This is a genomic window from Frigoribacterium sp. SL97 (genome assembly GCF_026625765.1).
In the GTDB taxonomy this organism is placed as follows: domain Bacteria; phylum Actinomycetota; class Actinomycetes; order Actinomycetales; family Microbacteriaceae; genus Frigoribacterium.
Genome location: NZ_CP113062.1, coordinates 3,090,183 through 3,108,997, shown reverse-complemented (window position 1 = coordinate 3,108,997; position 18,815 = coordinate 3,090,183). Strand labels below are relative to the sequence as shown.

The 18,815-nt window shown below is 72.3% G+C and carries 17 protein-coding genes, 3 tRNA genes and 1 pseudogene; 15 read left to right on the top strand and 6 right to left on the bottom strand.

All coding sequences use genetic code 11. The annotated features are described in order from the left end of the window. The first annotated feature begins 53 nt into the window (after positions 1-53). The 6 genes from OVA02_RS15135 (at position 54) to OVA02_RS15110 (ending at position 6,105) form a co-directional block, all read left to right on the top strand. Positions 54-1,436 carry an FAD-dependent oxidoreductase gene (locus tag OVA02_RS15135; RefSeq protein WP_267658755.1) on the top strand — a complete coding sequence of 461 codons (1,383 nt, stop codon included), beginning with the start codon at positions 54-56 and terminating at the stop codon, positions 1,434-1,436. A gap of 105 nt (positions 1,437-1,541) precedes the next feature. After that, on the top strand, positions 1,542-2,030 hold the full coding sequence (locus OVA02_RS15130; RefSeq protein WP_056047782.1) for a YajQ family cyclic di-GMP-binding protein: 489 nt from the start codon (positions 1,542-1,544) through the stop codon (positions 2,028-2,030). 34 nt (positions 2,031-2,064) lie between these two features. After that, complete coding sequence (gene cls, locus OVA02_RS15125) at positions 2,065-3,531, top strand: cardiolipin synthase (RefSeq protein ID WP_056046558.1); 1,467 nt, start codon at positions 2,065-2,067, stop codon at positions 3,529-3,531. A gap of 138 nt (positions 3,532-3,669) precedes the next feature. Next, a tRNA-Tyr gene (locus tag OVA02_RS15120) sits at positions 3,670-3,751 on the top strand. A gap of 78 nt (positions 3,752-3,829) precedes the next feature. Next, on the top strand, positions 3,830-4,642 hold the full coding sequence (locus OVA02_RS15115; protein WP_056046556.1) for an inositol monophosphatase family protein: 813 nt from the start codon (positions 3,830-3,832) through the stop codon (positions 4,640-4,642). 281 nt (positions 4,643-4,923) lie between these two features. Next, positions 4,924-6,105: a M23 family metallopeptidase gene (locus OVA02_RS15110; RefSeq protein WP_148053635.1), complete on the top strand. Its 1,182-nt coding sequence runs from the start codon at positions 4,924-4,926 to the stop codon at positions 6,103-6,105. 80 nt (positions 6,106-6,185) lie between these two features. On the opposite strand, the gene OVA02_RS15105 is transcribed toward OVA02_RS15110, so the two are convergent. After that, the gene (locus OVA02_RS15105) at positions 6,186-7,910 is read right to left on the bottom strand and encodes a glycoside hydrolase family 13 protein (protein WP_056046553.1); all 1,725 of its coding nucleotides are present in this window, start codon (positions 7,908-7,910) and stop codon (positions 6,186-6,188) included. 129 nt (positions 7,911-8,039) lie between these two features. On the opposite strand from OVA02_RS15105, the gene OVA02_RS15100 reads away from it, so the two are divergent. Continuing rightward, positions 8,040-8,984, top strand: coding sequence for an aldo/keto reductase (locus tag OVA02_RS15100; RefSeq protein ID WP_157485358.1), 945 nt, complete (start codon positions 8,040-8,042; stop codon positions 8,982-8,984). 9 nt (positions 8,985-8,993) lie between these two features. On the opposite strand, the gene OVA02_RS15095 is transcribed toward OVA02_RS15100, so the two are convergent. Next, positions 8,994-9,566, bottom strand: coding sequence for a 2'-5' RNA ligase family protein (locus tag OVA02_RS15095; protein ID WP_056046551.1), 573 nt, complete (start codon positions 9,564-9,566; stop codon positions 8,994-8,996). Positions 9,567-9,692: 126 nt separating this feature from the next. Between OVA02_RS15095 and OVA02_RS15090 the strand changes: the two genes are divergently transcribed. From OVA02_RS15090 to OVA02_RS15070, 5 genes are all read left to right on the top strand, one after another. Further along, positions 9,693-9,764, top strand: a tRNA-Thr gene (locus OVA02_RS15090). 52 nt (positions 9,765-9,816) lie between these two features. Further along, positions 9,817-9,890, top strand: a tRNA-Met gene (locus tag OVA02_RS15085). Between the two features lie 130 nt (positions 9,891-10,020). Then, a complete protein-coding gene (locus tag OVA02_RS15080) occupies positions 10,021-11,139 on the top strand; it encodes a type III polyketide synthase (RefSeq protein ID WP_056046549.1) in 1,119 nt (372 codons plus the stop codon). Beyond that, on the top strand, positions 11,136-11,918 hold the full coding sequence (locus tag OVA02_RS15075) for a class I SAM-dependent methyltransferase (RefSeq protein WP_235452635.1): 783 nt from the start codon (positions 11,136-11,138) through the stop codon (positions 11,916-11,918). The genes OVA02_RS15080 and OVA02_RS15075 overlap by 4 nt, the downstream gene beginning before the upstream one ends. Then, a complete protein-coding gene (locus OVA02_RS15070) occupies positions 11,905-13,068 on the top strand; it encodes an FAD-dependent oxidoreductase (RefSeq protein WP_157485356.1) in 1,164 nt (387 codons plus the stop codon). Before OVA02_RS15075 ends, OVA02_RS15070 begins: the two co-directional genes overlap by 14 nt. Before the next feature lie 55 nt (positions 13,069-13,123). Here OVA02_RS15070 and OVA02_RS15065 read toward each other — a convergent pair whose 3' ends face one another. Together OVA02_RS15065 and OVA02_RS15060 are read right to left on the bottom strand one after the other, a co-directional pair. Next, a complete protein-coding gene (locus tag OVA02_RS15065; protein ID WP_267658754.1) occupies positions 13,124-14,026 on the bottom strand; it encodes a UbiA family prenyltransferase in 903 nt (300 codons plus the stop codon). A gap of 301 nt (positions 14,027-14,327) precedes the next feature. Then, positions 14,328-14,546, bottom strand: a pseudogene (locus OVA02_RS15060) (DUF3072 domain-containing protein); the annotation flags it as partial. Positions 14,547-14,761: 215 nt separating this feature from the next. On the opposite strand from OVA02_RS15060, the gene OVA02_RS15055 reads away from it, so the two are divergent. From OVA02_RS15055 to OVA02_RS15045, 3 genes are read left to right on the top strand one after another with little or no spacing between them, the layout of a single operon-like run. Continuing rightward, positions 14,762-15,220, top strand: a complete 459-nt coding sequence (locus tag OVA02_RS15055; RefSeq protein ID WP_056046547.1) for an FAS1-like dehydratase domain-containing protein — start codon at positions 14,762-14,764, stop codon at positions 15,218-15,220. Further along, positions 15,217-15,648, top strand: coding sequence for a MaoC family dehydratase (locus OVA02_RS15050; RefSeq protein ID WP_056046546.1), 432 nt, complete (start codon positions 15,217-15,219; stop codon positions 15,646-15,648). Before OVA02_RS15055 ends, OVA02_RS15050 begins: the two co-directional genes overlap by 4 nt. Further along, positions 15,645-16,736, top strand: a complete 1,092-nt coding sequence (locus OVA02_RS15045) for a UDP-N-acetylmuramate dehydrogenase (protein ID WP_255350790.1) — start codon at positions 15,645-15,647, stop codon at positions 16,734-16,736. The genes OVA02_RS15050 and OVA02_RS15045 overlap by 4 nt, the downstream gene beginning before the upstream one ends. Before the next feature lie 79 nt (positions 16,737-16,815). On the opposite strand, the gene OVA02_RS15040 is transcribed toward OVA02_RS15045, so the two are convergent. Continuing rightward, entirely contained in the window at positions 16,816-17,457 is a 642-nt protein-coding gene (locus OVA02_RS15040) for a response regulator (RefSeq protein ID WP_056047759.1), read from the bottom strand. Between the two features lie 65 nt (positions 17,458-17,522). Then, complete coding sequence (locus OVA02_RS15035; protein WP_157485354.1) at positions 17,523-18,740, bottom strand: sensor histidine kinase; 1,218 nt, start codon at positions 18,738-18,740, stop codon at positions 17,523-17,525. Between the last annotated feature and the right edge of the window lie 75 nt (positions 18,741-18,815).

The window sequence follows — 18,815 nt, the reverse complement described above, 5'->3', positions numbered from 1 at the left end:
CCATCGTCCAACCGGCCGGCCCCGCCGAGCCACCCCAGATCTAGGGAGAACCCGTGACCACCTTGCGACTGGCCATCGTCGGCGCCGGACCGGCCGGCATCTACGCCGCCGACATCCTCGCGAAGGCCGAGAAGGCCTTCGACGTCTCGATCGACCTCTTCGAGCAGCTGCCGGCCCCCTACGGTCTCGTGCGCTACGGCGTCGCCCCCGACCACCCCCGCATCAAGGGCATCGTCAACGCGCTGCGCGACGTGCTCGACAGCGGCGACATCAGGGTCTTCGGCAACGTCCGCTACGGCGTCGACATCGGGCTGGACGACCTGCGCAAGCACTACAACGCCGTCATCTTCTCGACCGGTGCCATCAAGGACGCCGACCTCGACATCCCCGGCATCGACCTCGAGGGCAGCTACGGCGCGGCCGACTTCGTCAGCTGGTTCGACGGTCACCCCGACTTCCCCCGCACCTGGCCGCTCGACGCGACGTCGGTCGCCGTCGTCGGCGTCGGCAACGTCGCGCTCGACGTGTCCCGCATCCTGGCCAAGCACGCCGACGACCTGTTGCCCACCGAGATCCCCGACAACGTCTACGCGGGCCTCAAGCAGTCCTCGATCACCGACGTGCACGTCTTCGGACGCCGGGGCCCGGCCCAGGTCAAGTTCACGCCGCTCGAGCTCCGCGAGCTGGGCGAGGTGCGTGACGTCGACATGATCGTCTACGACGAGGACTTCGACCACGACGAGGCGTCCAAGACGGCCATCGCGACCAACAAGCAGGTGTTCGTCATCGACAAGGTGCTGAACCAGTGGCGCCAGCGCGAGGTGGGGACGGCGTCGCGTCGCCTGCACCTGCACTTCTACGCCAAGCCCGTCGAGGTCGTCGGCGATGCCGACGGTCGCGTCGCGGCCTTCCGGTACGAGCGCACCCGGCCCGACGGGCAGGGCGGCGTCGAGGGCACGGGCGAGCTCCGCGACGTGCCGATCCGGGCCATCTACCGCGCGGTCGGCTACTTCGGCTCTCCGCTCGACGGCATCCCGTTCGACGAGCGTCGTGGCGTGATCCCGAACCACGAGGGCCAGGTGATGGACGACGACAACCAGATCGTCCCCGGCGTCTACGCCACCGGCTGGATCAAGCGCGGCCCCGTCGGCCTCATCGGGCACACCAAGAGCGACGCGATGGAGACCATCAAGCACCTCATCAACGACCAGGCCAGCTGGTGGCAGCCGGTCGACCCGTCCGACGAGGCCATCCCGGCCCTGCTCGAGCAGCGCGGCGTCGAGTACACCGACCTCGAGGGCTGGCACCGTCTCGACGGGCACGAGATCGCCCTCGGCGGGGCCCACGAGCACGAGCGTGCCCGGGTCAAGGTCGTGGAGCGTGACGAGATGGTGCGCGTCTCGCGCGCCGTCGAGACGGAGACGACGCCCGCCTGACGTCCTCGGTCGCCCGCAGCGCGCCTCCTCGGCTCCCCTCGACGGGGGAACCGAGGAGGCGCGCGGTCGTCACCGACCTCGTCGGTCGTCGGTATGGTGGTCCCCATGGCAGACAGTTCCTTCGACGTGGTCAGCAAGGTCGACAAGATGGAGGCCGACAACGCCCTCCACCAGGCGCAGAAAGAGATCGAGCAGCGCTACGACTTCAAGGGTGTCGGCGCCTCGGTCGACTGGAGCGGCGAGAAGCTGCTGCTCAAGGCCGCCACCGAAGAACGCGTCAAGGCCGTGCTCGACGTGCTCGAGTCGAAGTTCATCAAGCGCAGCATCAGCCTCAAGCACCTCGACGTCGGCGAGCCCTTCGCCAGCGGCAAGGAGTACCGCATCGAGGCGTCCCTCAAGCAGGGCATCGAGCAGGACGCAGCGAAGAAGATCGGCAAGATCATCCGCGACGAGGGCCCGAAGAGCGTGAAGAGCCAGATCCAGGGCGACGAACTGCGCGTGCAGTCCAAGAGCCGTGACGATCTGCAGGCGACCATGGCGCTGTTGAAGAAGGCCGACCTCGACGTCGACCTGCAGTTCGTCAACTTCCGCTAGTCACCGCGCGGCTCACGACTCCGAGGTCCCGTCCATGGTCGAACCCGCCTGGGTGGCGCCGACGATCGCCGTTCTCGGCATCGTGCTCGACATCGCCATCCGGGTGTTCGCGATCGTCTACGTCCCGATCAACAGGCGGCCCCAGACGGCCACCGCGTGGTTGCTCGCGATCTTCCTGATCCCGTACGTCGGGTTCGTCCTCTTCTTGTTGATCGGCAGCACCAAGCTGCCCGCGCGTCGTCGTGAGAAGCAGACCGAGATCAACAAGTACATCATCGAGACGACCGAGGGCATGGAGCGCGTCAAGCGCGACCACCCGTGGCCGGCCTGGCTCGACTCGGTGGTCGAACTCAACCGCACGCTCGGTGCGATGCCGCTCGTCGGCGGCAACACCGGTGAGATGCACACCGACTACGACGAATCCATGGCCGCGATGGTCGAGGCCGTCGACGGGGCCCACCGCTACGTCCACGCCGAGTTCTACATCACGAGCCTCGACCGCACGACCGAGCCGTTCTTCCTGGCGCTCGAGAACGCCCGTCGACGGGGCGTCACGGTCCGTCTGCTCATGGACCACATCGCCAGCCGCGGGTACCCGGGGTACCGCAAGGCCCGACGCCGGTTGGACGCGATGGGCGTGGAGTGGCAGCTCATGCTGCCCGTGCTGCCGCTGCGGGGCAAGTACCAGCGGCCCGATCTGCGCAACCACCGCAAGCTCCTCGTGATCGACGGTCGGGTGGCCTTCACGGGCTCGCAGAACATGGTCGACAAGAGCTACCAGAAACGCAAGAACAAGCGCCGAGGCCTCGAGTGGAAGGACTTCATGGTCCGCTTCGAGGGCCCCATCGTCGCCGGCATCAACGCGCTGTTCGTCACCGACTGGTACAGCGAGACCGACGAGTTGCTGCTCCGCGAGACCGACCCCGTGCACACGGCCGACCGGCTCGAGACGATCGACTGTCAGGTGGTGCCGAGCGGGCCGGGCTTCGACGGCGAGAACAACCTGCGGTTGTTCAACTCGCTGCTCTACAGCGCGCAGGAGCGCATCATCATCACCAGCCCCTACTTCGTGCCCGACGAGTCGATGCTCTACGCCGTGACGACCGCGGCCCAGCGCGGGCTCGAGGTGCAGCTCTTCGTCAGCGAGATCGGCGACCAGCCGGTGGTCTACCACGCGCAGCGTTCCTACTACGAGGCCCTGCTGCGGTCGGGGGTCCGCATCTTCCTGTACCGCTCGCCGACCGTCCTGCACGCCAAGCACTTCTCGATCGACGACGAGGTCGCGGTCATCGGCTCCAGCAACATGGACATGCGGTCGTTCAGCCTCAACCTCGAGATCTCGGTCATGGTGCGTGGACGCGAGTTCGTCGAACGGCTGCGCGAGGTCGAGCAGACCTACCGCGCCTCGAGCCGCGAACTATTCCTCGACGACTGGCTCGTGCGGCCCTTCCGCTCGAAGGTCCTCGACAACGTCGCCCGCCTCACCTCCGCCGTCCAGTAGTCCACCTGTCCACGCGGTCCATCGCGGGCCCGCGGCCCGCGCGGCGCGGCCCTGAGGGCGAGTGGTCGTGAGGGGGCTCCCGAGGCTGTATATTTGTCTGGCGCCTCCGGTCGGTGATCACACGGGCTGGGCGTGCATGGCAAGTTACCCAAGCGGCCAAAGGGATCTGACTGTAAATCAGCCGGCGTAGCCTTCGGGGGTTCGAATCCCTCACTTGCCACGGTTGCCCCTCAAGAACGGACTCGCTCGTCGAGTCCGTTCTTGCGTTACCGGGCCACCCACCCCCACAGGAGGACCCGTGTCCGTCACCCCGACCCCCGCCGAGCTGCTCGAGATCGCCGTCGCCGTCGCGGGTGAGGCCGCCGAGCTCGCGGCCCTCCGCCGCTCCGAGGGGGTCGTGGTCGCCGACACCAAGAGCAGCGCCGTCGACGTCGTGACGCACACCGACCGAGAGGTCGAGACGTACGTCCGAGGCCGTCTGGCCGCGCTGCGACCCGGGGACGGCTTCTTCGGAGAAGAGGGCGAACCCGACGACTCCACCACCGGTCTCACCTGGGTCGTGGACCCCATCGACGGGACCGTCAACTTCCTCTACGGCATCCCGCAGTGGGCCGTGAGCATCGCCGTCGTCGAGGGCGGTCCCGACCCGCTCACCTGGCGCACCCTCGCCGCGGCGGTCGTCAACCCGACGTCGGGCGAGGCCTTCACCGCGTCGGTCGGCGGCGGCGCGTGGCTGGACGGTCGTCGCCTCGAGGTGAACGCTCCGGCTTCCCTCGAGTCGTCCCTGCTGGCCACCGGGTTCTCGTACGACGCCGCACGTCGGGTCGAGCACGCGGAGGCGCTGGTCCGGGTGGTGGGGCGCGTTCGCGACCTGAGGCGCCTGGGGGCGGCCTCGCTCGACCTCTGCGCCGTCGCCGCAGGACGGGTCGACGCCTACGTCGAGCGAGGACTCAAACCGTGGGACCACGCGGCGGGCGCGCTCGTGGCCGCCGAAGCAGGCGCCGTCGTCCGCGGGGAGCTCGGGCAGGCGCCCAGCGAGTCGCTGACCTTCGTCGCGGCCCCTGCCATCGCCCAGGACCTCGCCGCCCTGGTCGTCGAGGCAGGGATCTGACCTGAGCACCCTCGCTGCGAGATATGAACATGCAGCGTTCGAGTTGTCATATCGTAGGTCAACGATACATATCGACATCGACACCCGAATGCGGGTAGCCATTCGTTCATCGACCGGCTACCCTGGAGAGGTCGTTATTGATCCGTGATCATCGCGTGACGCACTCCGCCAGGGCTCCTTCCGAAAGTCCTGCGCAGCTCGCGCCACGATCACCAGTGACGGCCGTGAAGACGACGGTGCACCCACCGTCCGATCCCGATCACCCCGAGGACCCATCACACGTGACGAAGTACCAGCAGATCGCCGAGCCCGACGGCGACGGAACCCCGTCGCGTCGCGCCACCGACGACCTCACGGGCACCGGTTCGCCGAGTGTCGCTCCGACCGTCCCCGTCGTGGCCGACGCCCCCGTCTACCTCACCCGTCGCGAAGCGCGTGAGGCCGAACGCCGCGCGGCCCGGCCCGTGACGACGACGGCCTCCGCCGCCCCCACGACCTCCGCCACCACGACCTCCGCCACCACGACGGCTGCCGCCGCTACGAGCACTGCGGCCCGCGTGGTCGCCGAGCCCGCCGCCGAGGCCCGACCCGCGACTGGCCCGTCCGCGGCGACCGAGCACGTCTCGCCGCGACGAGCCGCTCGTCTCGGTGCGGACTCCGGCACCCGTCCCGCAGCTGCCGGGCGCACCGCGAAGGCCCGCGCACAGCGCCCCGCGGCTCGCCTCGAGGCGCCCGTCCGCGCGCCCCGCACCGCCGGGGCGACCTTCCGACGCACCACCAAGCGCGTCACGGTCGTCGGAGCCATGCTCTTCGCCGCGTCCATGCTCGTGGCCACCTCGGTGCCCGCCAACGCCTTCTTCGTCGACACCCCCACGCAGACGGCCGCCAAGAAGGCCGCCGACTCCCAGAGCTACACGGCGACCGCACCCTCGGCCGACGGCACGGCCGGCGTCTCGCGCGACGGTTACTCGGTCACCGAGATGAAGGCCGTCTCCGAGTACGCCTCGACGAGTGCCAGCACGTTCTCGAACGACGTCGACGGCACGGTCCAGTGGCCGTTCCAGACGGGCGTGCCGATCAGCAGCGGCTTCGGCGCCCGCCAGGTGGCCAACTGCGGCTTCTGCTCGACGTTCCACCAGGGTCTCGACTTCGTCCCCGGTGCCGGCTCGCCGATCCAGGCGATCGCCGACGGCGTCGTCAGCAAGGTCGACGGCCCCTCGGGTGCCCTGGGCAACAACGTCTGGATCGACCACGTCGTCAACGGCCAGAAGGTCACCAGCGTCTACGCGCACATGCAGACCGGTTCGGTCGAGGTCCGCGAGGGCGACACCGTCACGGTCGGCACCATCATCGGCAAGGTCGGCAGCACGGGCAACAGCACCGGGGCCCACCTGCACTTCGAGATCGTGATCGGCGGCGTGCCCGTCGACCCCTATCCCTGGCTCCAGGCCAACACGAACTGAGCCGTGGTCCCGCGTCCGCGCGGCACGCACGAGAAGAGCCCCACCTGTCGCCAGGTGGGGCTCTTCCGTCGTCGTCGCCGCTACGACGTGGTGGCGAGCCAGACCGTCGCGTTCGCCGGCAGGGCCGGCCCGTCGACGACCATGGTGGCCAGCAGGACCTCGCCCACGGGGAGCTCGACGGGGACGTCGCCCATGTTGGCCACGACGGTGACCCCCTGGCTGCGGAACGCGACCACCTCGGGCCCGAAGCCCTCGAGCCAGGTCAGCGTGCCCGTACCCAGCTCGTGCTCCGCACGGAGGCGGAGCGCCCGCGTGTAGAGCTCGAGCGTCGACCCGGCGACACCCCGCTGCTCGTCCCGGGCGTACGTCGACCAGTCCGCGGGTTGGGGCAACCAGGAGGCGCCCGTCGCGTTGAACCCGAAGGCCGGCTCGGTCGCGGACCAGGGCAACGGCACGCGGCAGCCGTCCCGGCCGTAGCGCTCCCCGTCCGTGCGGAACCACGTGGGGTCCTGCCGGGAGTCGTCGGGCAGGTCGATGGCCTCGGGCAGGCCGAGTTCTTCGCCCTGGTAGAGGTACGCGCTGCCGGGGAGGGCCAACATGAGCGCCGATGCGGCTCGCGCCCTGGCCAACCCGAGCTCGGGGACGGGCAGCCCCTCGCTCTTCGGCCCGATGCCGTACCCCTGCGGGTTCTCGGCCGTCAGGGCGAGCCGGCTGGCGTGCCGGACGACGTCGTGGTTGCTCATGACCCAGGTGCTGGGGGCTCCGACGCTCGAGAAGGTCTGGAGGGACGCGTCGACGACCTCGCGGACGGCCGGGGCGGACCACCCGGTCTCGAGGTAGGCGAAGTTGAACGCCTGGTGCATCTCGTCGGGGCGCACCCAGTCGGCCAGACGCGAGAGCGGTTCGACCCAGGCCTCGGCGACGAGCACCCGGTCGCCCGGGTACTCGGCGAGGACGGTGTGCCACTCGCGGTAGATCTCGTGGACGCCCTCCTGGCCCCAGTAGGGCGGGGGAGCGGACTCGCCCTGGCCACCGCCCATGCTGCCGGACTCGGCGGGGGGCGTGTAGTCGGGCAGGCCCTCGGCCTTGACCATGCCGTGAGCGACGTCGACCCGGAACCCGTCGACGCCGCGGTCGAGCCAGAAGCGCAGCACGTCGACGAACTCGTCGCGCACGCGGCGGTTCGTCCAGTCGAGGTCGGGTTGCGACGAGTCGAACAGGTGCAGGTACCACTGGCCCGGTCGGCCGTCGGCCTCGGTCACGCGGGACCACGCCGGGCCGCCGAAGACCGACTGCCAGTTGTTCGGCGGCAGCTCGCCGTCGGGGCCGCGGCCGTCACGGAACAGGTACCGACCGCGGGCGGCCGAACCGGCCGGCGAGGCGAGGGCCTCGCGGAACCACGCGTGGTCGCTCGAGGTGTGGTTCGGCACCACGTCGACGATGACCCGCAGGCCCAGCTCGGTGGCCCGGGCGCGGAGGGCGTCGAAGTCGTCCAAGGTGCCGAACAGCGGGTCGACGTCGCGGTAGTCGGCCACGTCGTAGCCCGCGTCGCGCTGGGGCGAGGTGTAGAAGGGCGACAGCCAGACGGCGTCGACGCCGAGCTCGCCGAGGGCGTCGAGTCGCGACGTGATGCCGGGGAGGTCGCCGACGCCGTCGCCGTCGCCGTCGGCGAACGACCGCGGGTAGACCTGGTAGATGACGGCGGTGCGCCACCACTCGTGGCCCTGGTCGGCGGTCGTCGCGGTGCCCTCGAGGGGGGCGGTCGGGGTCAGCGTGTCGGTCTCGGCCGGATCTCGTGTGGACATGAGGCCACGATACGGCAGGCCCCCGACGCGGCATCGGCTACGGTCGTGGTCAGGACAGCCCGGAGGGGGACCTCCGGGACGAACACCCGCGACACGATTGGCACGATCCTGAACCCTGCGACCGATCTCGTGACGGCCGACCTGCCCGCCGGCACCCGGCCGTTCCCGCTCGCGCTCGGAACCAACGTCTTCGGCTGGACGGTCGGCGCCCCCACCGCCCTCGAGGTGCTCGACCTGTTCGCCGACGACGGCGGCCGCGTCGTCGACACGGCCGACGTCTACTCGGCGTGGCTGCCGGGCAACTCCGGGGGCGAGTCCGAGGCCATCATCGGCCGGTGGCTCGCCCGACCGGGCAACCGCGACCGGGTGGTGCTGAGCACCAAGTGCGGGCAGCACCCCGACGCCCCCGGCCTGTCGCGCGTCAGCATCCGTGCGGCGGTCGAGGCGTCGCTGCGCCGTCTGCGCACCGACCACGTCGACTTCTACTTCACGCACTTCGACGACGACGAGACACCGCTGGACGAGACCGTGGGCGCGCTCAGCGAGCTCGTCGACGAGGGCAAGATCCTCTGCGCCGGGGCGTCCAACTACACCGGCGCGCGCCTCCGGCAGGCCCTCGCGATCGCGGATCGCGACGGACTCCACCCGTTCCGTTTGGTCCAGGTCGCGTACAACCTGGTGCGACGGGGCGAGTACGAGCACGACGTCGCCGCCATCGTGGACCACTACGACCTCGCCGTGTTGCCGCACTCGTCCCTGGCGAGCGGGTTCCTGACGGGCAAGTACCGTCACGAGGCCGGCCGCGGGGACTCTCCCCGGGGCAGCCGGGCCCTCAGCTACGTCACGCCGCAGAACCAGGGCACCCTCGAGGTCGTCGTCGAGATCGCCGAGCGTCTCGACGTCGAGCCGGGCGCCGTGGCCGTCGCGTGGCTCGCCTCCCGCGACAACGTCATCGGCGCACTCGGCAGCGCCCGGACCCCCCGCCAGCTCGAGGGCCTGCTCGACGCCGCCCGGGTCGAGTTGACCGAGGGCGACCTGGCGTCGCTCGAGGCGGCCTCGCGTCCGCTCGCCTGACGTCCGGGGTCAGCGCTCGGCGCCGTCCCTCTCATGCGCCTCCCCGTCCGCGGCGACGGGACCCAGCGGGACGATCGTCCGCGCGCCCGGGTCCCAGCGCCGCAGCCGGGACAGCACGACCGGCCGGGTCGACGGGACGCCGGCCTCGGAGAGGGCGTCGAGGGCCCGGGCCACCTGGTCGGGCGTGAGGCGTGACGCGAGGGTGACGTGGGGGGTCCACCGACCGGGCGTGGTGTGCGGGACGTCCCCCGCGCCTCCCAGGCTCTCGTGCACCCGGGCGTGGAGGTCCAGCAGTTCTCCCGTCACGACCACGGGTCGCACGAGCACGAGCCCGCGCGGGGGCGACCCGAAGAGCAGCAGCCCGCCGAGCTCGGCGGGCATCGGCAGCGCCTCCGAGAGGGGCAGGAGGCGCGGGTCGGCGGCCGGGTCGAGGTCGGGTCGTGCCACCAGGGTGACGTGCGGCGCGTTCGACGTCCCGCCGTGGTCGCCCTGCGACGGGAGGCCCGCCGCGGACAGCACGCGCCATTCGTCACGGACGGCTCCGTCGGAGGCCGGGTCGAGCAGGAGTTCGAGGCTGTGCACCCGTCGATCCTGCCCCGCGGGGCCTTCGGCGGGCCGGGTCGGCACGTGGCGTCAGCAGCCCGTTCGCTCTGCTACCCTTGTCTGGTGCCAATCGGCAGCGGCCTCGGTCGCTCGCCTGGTGGTCACGCCCCGATAGCTCAGTGGTAGAGCACTTCCATGGTAAGGAAGGGGTCGTCAGTTCAATCCTGACTCGGGGCTCTGGCTGTCTCGGTCCCGTCCCGGTGTGATGCCGGCAGGGCCTGCAGCCTGCGGCGGGGTAGCTCAGTTGGTTAGAGCACACGGCTCATAATCGTGGTGTCGCGGGTTCAAGTCCCGCCCTCGCTACCGCAGGCCCGGATCTCTCACGAGTTCGGGCCTTCGTCGTCCGTACGCTCGGTGGTCACCCGCCGGGTCGTCTCCGCGCACCGAGACGCGACCGGTGCGCCGTGCCCGGGCGTCGGGCATACGATGAAGCATGGCCGTGAGCATCCGCAGCATCGGCACCGCGGTGCCCCCGACCATCATCCGACAGGACGACGTCCGAGAGATCTTCGCGACCCAGGCCGGCCTCGGCCGCCTCGGTCAGCGCATCGTCGGCGCCGCGTTCGGTGCCTCGGCCATCGAGACCCGGCACACCGTCGTCGACGAGCTCGACCGGCGACCGCGCGAGGGCGAGCCCACTTTCTACGACGCCGCGTCGAACGAGATCCTCCGACCCGGCACGGGTGCGCGCAACCAGGTCTACACGGACCGGTCGCCCCAGCTGTTCCTCGACGCCGCTCGTGCCGCGCTCGCGGCGGCGCCCGACCTCGGGCCCGACGACGTCACGCACGTGATCAGCGTGTCGTGCACCGGCTTCTTCGCCCCCGGGCCCGACTACCTGCTCGTCCGGGGCCTCGGGTTGTCGCCGTCGACCCGTCGCCACCACCTGGGCTTCATGGGCTGCTACGGGGCCTTCCCCGCCCTCGCCGCCGCACGCGACTTCTGCCTCGCCGATCCGGAGGCGGTCGTGCTCGTCGTCTGCGCCGAGCTCTGCACGCTGCACCTGCGGAGCTCCGACGACCCCGACTCGATCGTCGCCTCGTCCGTGTTCGCCGACGGGGCGGCCGCCGCCGTGGTGACCGCCCGCCCGGCGCCGTCGGGCTCCGTCGTGCTCGACCTCGACGTCCTCGAGACGGTGCTCACCCCGGTCGGCGAGACCGACATGGCGTGGACGATCGGCGACCTGGGCTTCGACATGGTGCTGAGCAGCTACGTCCCGCAGATCATCGAGCTGCACATCGACTCGGCCCTGGCACCGCTCTTCGAGGCCGGCGGCGTCGGCGTCGGCGACGTCGACCTGTGGGCCGTCCATCCGGGCGGGCGCAGCATCCTCGACCGCGTGCAACAGCAGCTCGGGCTCACCGACGCCCACCTGGCGCCCTCACGCGACGTCCTGCGCGACTATGGCAACATGTCGAGCGCGACCGTCCTGTTCATCCTCGCCGACCTCCTGGCCGGGCCCCCCGCCCCGTCGCAGCGCGTGGGCGCCATGGCCTTCGGCCCCGGACTGACCGTCGAGACCGCGCTGATGACGCGTCGCGCGGTCTCGTGAGCGCGACCCGCACCTCCTCGGCTCCGTCGGTCGCGGTGCGGCCGCCCTGGTGGCCCGACCTGTCGCGACGAGGCGTCGGACTCGTCGAGCTGATGGACGACCCGGGCTGCGACCTCGGCCTGCTGAACGCCACCTACCGGGCATTCCCGGTCGTGAACGGTCTCGTGGCGGGGTGGCGCCGGGCGTACCTCCGCCGCCTCCGCCCGCTGTTGTCGGCCGACGTGACGACCAGGCTGCTCGACCTCGGGTCCGGCGGCGGCGACCTCGCGCGCGCCCTGGCCGGCTGGGCCCGTCGCGACGGGCTCGCCCTCGAGGTCGTGGCCGTCGATCCCGACGAACGGGCCCACGCCTTCGCGGCGTCCTGCCCCGTCCCGTTCGGCGTCGAGTTCCGGCGGGCCTCGAGCGCCGACCTCGTGGCGGCGGGCGAGACCTTCGACGTGGTCGTGTCGAACCACGTCCTGCACCACCTCGACGACGGGGCCCGGGCGGCCGTGCTGGACGACAGCGCCCGCCTGGCGTCCCGTCTCGTGCTGCACGCCGACATCGAGCGGGCCCGCGGGGCGTACCTCGCCTACCGGGCCGCGACCTGGCCGTGGCGGACCCGCTCGTTCGTCCACGTCGACGGGCTCCTGTCGATCCGCCGCAGCTTCACCGCCGACGAGCTGGTCGACGTGGCTCCGCCGGGGTGGCGCGTCGTCCGGCAGTGGCCCTTCCGCCTGCTGCTCGTCCGCGAGATCGGCATCGACGCCCCCGGGGGTGCCGGCCGTGCGGACGCATGACGTCCTGATCGTCGGTGGGGGGCCCGTCGGGGTGATGCTCGCCGCCGCCCTGGCGGATCGCGGCCTCGACGCCGTCGTCTGGGAGGCGCGGGTCGACGATCCGGCGCACTCGCGCGCCCTCGGCGTGCATCCGCCCTCGATCGACCTCTTCGACCGGCTCGGCCTCGCGGACGACCTGCTCGCCGACGCCGTCCGCATCCGGCGGGGGATCGCCCGGAGCGGCGAGCGGACGGTCGGCGTGGTGCCGTTCGACCGGGCGTCGTCGCGGTGGCCGTTCGTCGCGGCGGTGCCGCAGGACCGCACCGAGGCGGTGCTGCGGACGGGGTTGGCCGCGCGGCGGGACGACGCGCTCCGTCGGGGCGTGCGGTTCGTCGGGCTCGCACAACGCGACGAGGACGTGGTCGTCGAGGGGGTCGACGACGAGGGGCCGGTGGTCGTCGCCGCCCGCTTCGTCGTCGGGGCCGACGGCACGCGCAGCGCCGTCCGCGCCGCGCTGGGCGTCGACACCAGGGCCCGGGACCTGCCCGACCGCTACGTGATGGGCGACTTCGCCGACGCCACCGGCCACGGCCCCGACGCCGTGATCCATCTCGAGCGCTCCGGGGTGGTCGAGTCGTTCCCGTTGCCCGCGGGTCGACGACGGTTCGTGGTGCACGTCGGGTCGGCTCAGGGAGCGACCGCGTCGGTCGCACCGGACGACGTCGCGCGGCTCGTGTCGGACCGCACGGGGTCGCCCGTGGAACCGACGACCTCGACCATGACGAGCGGGTTCGGCGTCCGGCGCCGGCTGGCCGTCCGGAGGGTCGTCGGCCGGGTCACGCTGATCGGCGACGCCGCCCACGAGATCAGTCCCATCGGCGGCCAGGGCATGAACCTCGGCTGGCTCGACGGACACGCTCTCGAGGCCGTCATCGCTGCGGCGGTGAAGCGGAGGGGTGGCCGGGTGCTCGATCCGACCACGTTCGGCCGTTTCGACGCCGACCGTGCCCGCGCCGCCCTCCGCGCCGCCCGGCAGGCCGAGTGGAACACCGCCCTCGGTCGGCCCGTCGGCGGGGGAGCGGCTCGGGCCCGGGACCTGGCGCTCGGAGCCGTGCTGAGGGCTCCGAGCAGGCATCTGCTCGCGTCGGTCTACGCCATGCGCTGGGCCTGAGCGGTCCGGCCTCTGCGGCCGGGCCGGCTCGGCTCGCCTCCGCCGACCCGCGTGCTCAGGCGACGACGGTGCCGCCGCTGAGGGCGAGCTGCACCACGAGCAGCACGGCCGCCACCATGATCAATCGGAAGAGGGTCCGGTCGACGCGTCCCGCGAACACGAGGCGCACGCCGACGACGGCGATGCCGAGGGTCACGGCGGTGCCGACGGCGGCAGCCACGAGGCCCGGGGCCGACGAGTCGCCGCCCAGCCGGCCCGAGAGCAGCAGGACGGCCGCGACGGCCAGGGCCGCGAACGCGACGACGCCCGAGACGGTCCGTCCGAGGCGGTGGGGGAGCCCGACGATGCCGGTGCGCGCGTCGTCGTCGATGTCGGGCAGGACGTTCGTGAAGTGGATCGCGACGCCGAACACGGCTCCGACCGCGACGGCCCAGCCGGCGGGAGGCGACGGTGGTGCCGCGGCGAGGGTGGCGACGGCGGGCAGCAGGCCGAAGCTCACGACGAACGGCACCACCGAGACCGGGGTCCGCTTGAGCCCGAGGTCGTAGGCCCACCCCGAGGCCACGAGCACGAGGTGGGCCGTGCCGGCTGCGGGCCCGAGCGCGTAGGACGGCACGAGCATCAGCACGCCGCAGACCACCGCGGCACGGCGGACGGCCGACACGCTCACGAGGCCCTGGGCCACCGGCTTGTCGGTCCGGCCGACGGCGCGGTCGCGCCCGGCGTCGAGCCAGTCGTTGGCGAACCCGATCGAGGCCTGTCCGAGCAGCACCGCGAGGGCGAGCAGCACGAGTCGGCCGAGGGGCAACCCCGAGGAGGCACCCAGCACGACGGCGAGGACGGTCACCACCACCGTCGGCCCCGGGTGCGTCGAACCCAGCAGTGCGGCGGTCCACGAGGCGGGGCCGTCGCGGCGACCGGAGCCGGCGGTGGAGACCGGGGGCTCGGGGGAGATCATCCGTTCACCCTAGACGGACGGAGCCGCACGGCCCCGAGTCGGTCGGCCCCGGACGGCAGGACACGATGCGGTGGGCGACGTGAAGAGGTGCACCCGAGTCGGGGGAGGACTCGGATGCACCCCGTCGCACCCTCGGCGCTCGAGGTGCAGGTGGATCAGTACCGGCACGCGCCAGAGGAGGGTGCCCACGTCGAGTTACCATCCCAGACGTGACTGGAGTGTACGACTGCCACGGGTGGATCGGAAGGGGCACCGGGCCGTCTTTCGCGGATCGGCCCGGGCCCCGGGGGACGACGAGGGGTCAGGCCCCGCGGCCGGTCTTCTGCTGGAGGCGGTCGATGTGCTCGCTCGCCTCGGCCTTCGTCATGTCGGCGGGTAACTCTTCGCCGGCCTCGCGGGCGAGGGTGTCGAGGTAGCTCTTCTGCGGGCCGGTGATGGGCTCGTCCCCGGTGACCCAGTCGTCGGGGTCCTTCGACGCCGTGCTGCCGCCGTCGGGGCGGGCGCCGCCGAGCGTCTCGCCGTGTGCGGGGGCCGCGTTCTCCTCCCGGGCCGTGGCGGCCTGGTCGGTCTCGTCGGTGGTCGTCGTGTCGGTGGTCGTCGTCTCGTCGGACTCGGCCGCTGCCGGGTCGACGGGGGTGATGTCGGGGTCGATGTTCGCGTCGCTCATGACGTGAACGTACGCCGTGCCCCCGACACCGGGCCGGGCGACGTACCCCGCTGGTTAGACTCGACCGCGTGTCCGTGAACCCTGATCTGCAAGGGCGGGTCTTCCCGCCGGCCCCGCCCTACCTCGTGGGCCGCGAGAAGGTGCGCGAGTTCGCCCGCGCGACCGGCTCGACGAGCCCGCTCTCGTTCGACCTCGAGGCGGCCCACGCGGCCGGGCACGGCGACCTCGTCGCCCCGCCGACCTTCGCCGTCGTCGTCCAAGAGGCCACCCTCGCCCAGTTGCTCGCCGAACCCGACGCGGGCATCGACTTCTCCCGCGTCGTCCACGGCGAGCAGCGCTTCTCGCTCTCGCGTCCGATCGTCGCGGGGGACGAGCTCACGGCCACCCTGACCGTGACGAGCGTCAAGACGCTGGGCGGCAACGCCATGGTCACGGCGTCCTCCGACATGCGCGACGTCGACGGGCGGCACGTGGTCACCGCCGTGTCGACGCTCGTCGTCCGCGCCGACGACGAGGCCGCCGCGTGAGCGCCCTCGAGGTCGGCCAGGTCGTCGCCGAGAAGACCTACCCCCTGACACGCGACTCGTTGGTGCGCTACGCCGGCGCCTCGGGCGACTTCAACCCCATCCACTACCGCGACGACGTGGCGGCCGCGGTCGGTCTCCCCGGTGTCCTGGCCCACGGCATGCTCACGATGGGCACCGCCGTCCAGCCGGTCGTCGAATGGCTCGAGGGGGCGGGCGACGACGCCGGCGTGCTCGGTCGGGTGTCGGACTACCAGGTGCGCTTCACGCGTCCCGTCGTGGTCGACCCCACCGCCGGGGCCGAGATCGCCGTCGTCGCGAAGGTGGGCAAGCTCGACGCCGAGGCCGGCACGGCGCGCATCGACCTGACCGTGACCGCCGGCGGCCAGACCGTGCTGGGCAAGGCCCAGGTCGTGGTGACGCTGGCGTGACGACCTTCGCCGAGCTCACGACGATGCAGGTGGGCGGCGAGCCCGCCCGCCTGGTCGAGGCGACGACGACCGACGAGCTGCTGGCCGCGGTCCGTGAGGCGTCGGTCGGTGACGACCCCTGGTACGTCCTGGGCGGCGGGTCGAACACGGTCGCCTCCGACGAGCCGTTCGACGGCACGGTCGTCCACGTGGCCACCCGGGGTGTCGAGCGCGTCGACTCCGACGACCACCGCGTCCACCTCCGCGTCGCCGCCGGTGAGCCCTGGGACGACCTCGTCGCCTCCACGGTCGAGCAGGGCTGGTCGGGGCTCGAGGCGCTCAGCGGCATCCCCGGCTCGACGGGCGCGTCGCCGATCCAGAACATCGGTGCCTACGGCCAGGAGGTCGCCTCGACGCTCGTGGCCGTCGACTTCCTGGACGACGACTCGGGCGAGTTCGTCCGCATCCCCGCGGCCAACCTCGACCTCGGGTACCGCACGAGCGTCTTCAAGCAGGGCCGTCGGGGCGTCGTCACGGCCGTGGAGTTCGCCCTCACGGACCACGGAGGCGCGAGCGAGCAGGTCGCGTACCCGCAGCTCGCGAAGGCCCTCGGCGTCGAGCTCGGGGCCCGGGTCTCGGTCGCCGACGTGCGCTCCAGCGTGCTCGCCCTGCGGGCCGCGAAGGGCATGGTGCTCGATCCGGCCGACCGTGACACGGCGTCGAGCGGATCGTTCTTCACCAACCCGATCGTGTCGCGGGCCGACGCGTCGACCCTGCCGGCCGACGCGCCACGGTGGCCGACCGGCCCCGAGCCCGAGCGCCAGGTCGTGCCACTCGGTGAGGAGCCGGCCGCCCCGGCGCCCCGTGCGCCCGCCGAGGTCAAGCTCAGCGCCGCCTGGCTGATCGAGCACGCCGGCATCGCGAGGGGTTTCCGCCTGCCGGGCTCGCGAGCCGCCGTCTCGTCCAAGCACACCCTGGCCCTGACCAACCGTGGCGGTGCCACGGGCGACGAGGTCGCCGAGCTCGCGCGCTACGTGCAGCAGCGGGTCCAGTCCGAGTTCGGCGTGCTGCTGCACCCCGAGCCCGTCCTCCTCGGCCTCTCGCTGTAGGGACGCGGCCGCGTGCGTCCGACGCGGCCACGTGCGTCCGACGCGGCGGTGCCCGTCCGACGTCGCGGCGCAGAGATCCTCAGCGGCGCGGCAGGTGGCCGAGTTCGAGCGCCAGCGTGACGGCGCGCGTCCGGTCGTTGACGCCCAGTTTCTCGAAGACGTGCAGCAGGTGCGTCTTGACCGTCGCCTCGCCGACGAACAGCCGGCGTCCGATCTCGCGGTTCGAGCAACCCTCCGCCACGAGGGCGAGCACGTCGGTCTCGCGAGGACTCAACGGGGTCGGGCGCGGCACGGGCTCGGCGCCGCTGCGTGCGCGGCCGACGAGACGGGCCGCCATCGCGGGGGCGAGGGCCACCTGTCCCGCGACCACGGCTCGGAGGCCCGCCACGAGCTCGTCCTCCGGGGAGGCCTTCAGGAGGTAGCCGCTCGCCCCCACCTCGATCGCCCGCAGGATGCTGTCGTCGGACTCGTAGGTGGTGAGCACGACGACCTTGGTCGTCGGGTGACGTGCCAGGACGGCCTCGGTCGCCTCGACACCGTCGAGGCCGGGCATGCGGAGGTCCATCACGATCAGGTCGGGCTCGAGCGAGTCCGCCAGGGCGACGGCCTCGGAGCCGTCGCTCGCCTGCCCCACCACGACGAAGTCGTCCGTCGTCGCGAGCAGGGCGGCGATGCCCTGCCGCACGATCGGATGGTCGTCGGCCACGACGGTGCGGTGCACGGGCGATCCCGCCGGCGAGGCTCCGGGCCCGGTCGACGTCGCATCCTCGTGCGCGGGCCCCGCGGTCACGGGGTCACCACCGCGGCGCGGGGGACCTGCGCGGTGACGACCGTCCCGTCGCGGTCCGACGAGACGTCGAGGCGGCCACCCGACAGCTCGAGCCGCTCGCGGAGGCCGTCGAGGCCGAACCCGGTCGATGCGACCGCCGTGTCGAACCCGGTGCCGTCGTCGGACACGACGAGCACGGCCGTCCCGTCCGTCGCCGTGAGCGTGACCCGCGCCGACGTCGACGCACTGTGCTTGCGGACGTTGGCCAGCGCCTCCTGGGTGCACCGCACCAGCACGACCTGCAGGTCGCGGGGCAGGTCGACATCGACGGCGTCGACCGTGATCCCGATTCCGCTCTCCCGCTCGAAGCGCTCGCCGAGGCGATGGAGGGCGGCCGCCACGTCGGTGCCCGCCGGTCCGGTGGACGCGGTCGCCGCGACGAGGGTGCGCGCCTCGGTGAGGGCCTCGCGGGCGGCGGCCTCGATCACGTCGAGCCGTTCACGGGTCGTCGTCAGGTCGCCGGCCGCGAGGGCTCCGCGGGTCTGCTGCGCGAGCATGACGACTCCGGTGAGGCTCTGGGCGATCGTGTCGTGGATCTCCCGGGCCAGGCGCTCGCGTTCGGTGCTCGTGCCCGCGTCGCGGTGCCGCGCGGCCAGTTCGGCCTGGGCCTCGCGCAGCTCGTCGAGCAGCCGGCCGCGTTCGACCCCGACCCCGGCGATCGTGGTGATCCACATCCCCAGCGCGATGCTGAAGACGAGCGAGAGGCCTTCGCTGGTGGCGGCCGTCGCGAGGGCCTCGGCCGACCACCCCAGGCTGACGACGAACCCGATCGAGATGGCGACGCACAAGCAGACGTTGGCGACGATCGCGGACCGGGTGCCGGGGAGCAGCGTCCAGATCAGCGGCATGAGGAAGGCCTGCACGACCGCGAGTTCGGGGGTGGCGGCCACCGTGACGCCGCCCACCACCACGAGCGCGGCGACGGCCGTCACGGTCGGGAGCGACAGCAGCGCGACGGCGCGACGCACCACGGGCCGCGCGAGGGCGAACCACGTGAGCACCAGCAGCCCGACGGCGACGAACGAGGCCGTGACCCGGCCGCTCGACGAGGTCGTGGCCAGGACGACCATCACCACGACCGTGATCGCGAGGCCGGCGTCCCACCAGCGCATCGAGATGGCGGTTCCCGACCGGGCGGGGGCCGCGGCCTCCGCCCGGTCGCCGGTGTCGTCCATGTCGATCACGCTAGTGGCAGCCGCGGGCCGGCGAGGCCGTCGTGGTCGTCGCCGATCGGGCGGAGGACGGTGGCC

Bases quoted from the DNA above. Each gene is read 5' to 3' on its own strand.
- OVA02_RS15130 (WP_056047782.1), top strand. From the start codon at position 1,542: ATGGCAGACAGTTCCTTCGACGTGGTCAGCAAGGTCGACAAGATGGAG.
- cls (WP_056046558.1), top strand. From the start codon at position 2,065: ATGGTCGAACCCGCCTGGGTGGCGCCGACGATCGCCGTTCTCGGCATC.
- OVA02_RS15105 (WP_056046553.1), bottom strand. From the start codon at position 7,910: ATGTCCACACGAGATCCGGCCGAGACCGACACGCTGACCCCGACCGCC.
- OVA02_RS15080 (WP_056046549.1), top strand. From the start codon at position 10,021: ATGGCCGTGAGCATCCGCAGCATCGGCACCGCGGTGCCCCCGACCATC.
- OVA02_RS15065 (WP_267658754.1), bottom strand. From the start codon at position 14,026: ATGATCTCCCCCGAGCCCCCGGTCTCCACCGCCGGCTCCGGTCGCCGC.
- OVA02_RS15035 (WP_157485354.1), bottom strand. From the start codon at position 18,740: ATGGACGACACCGGCGACCGGGCGGAGGCCGCGGCCCCCGCCCGGTCG.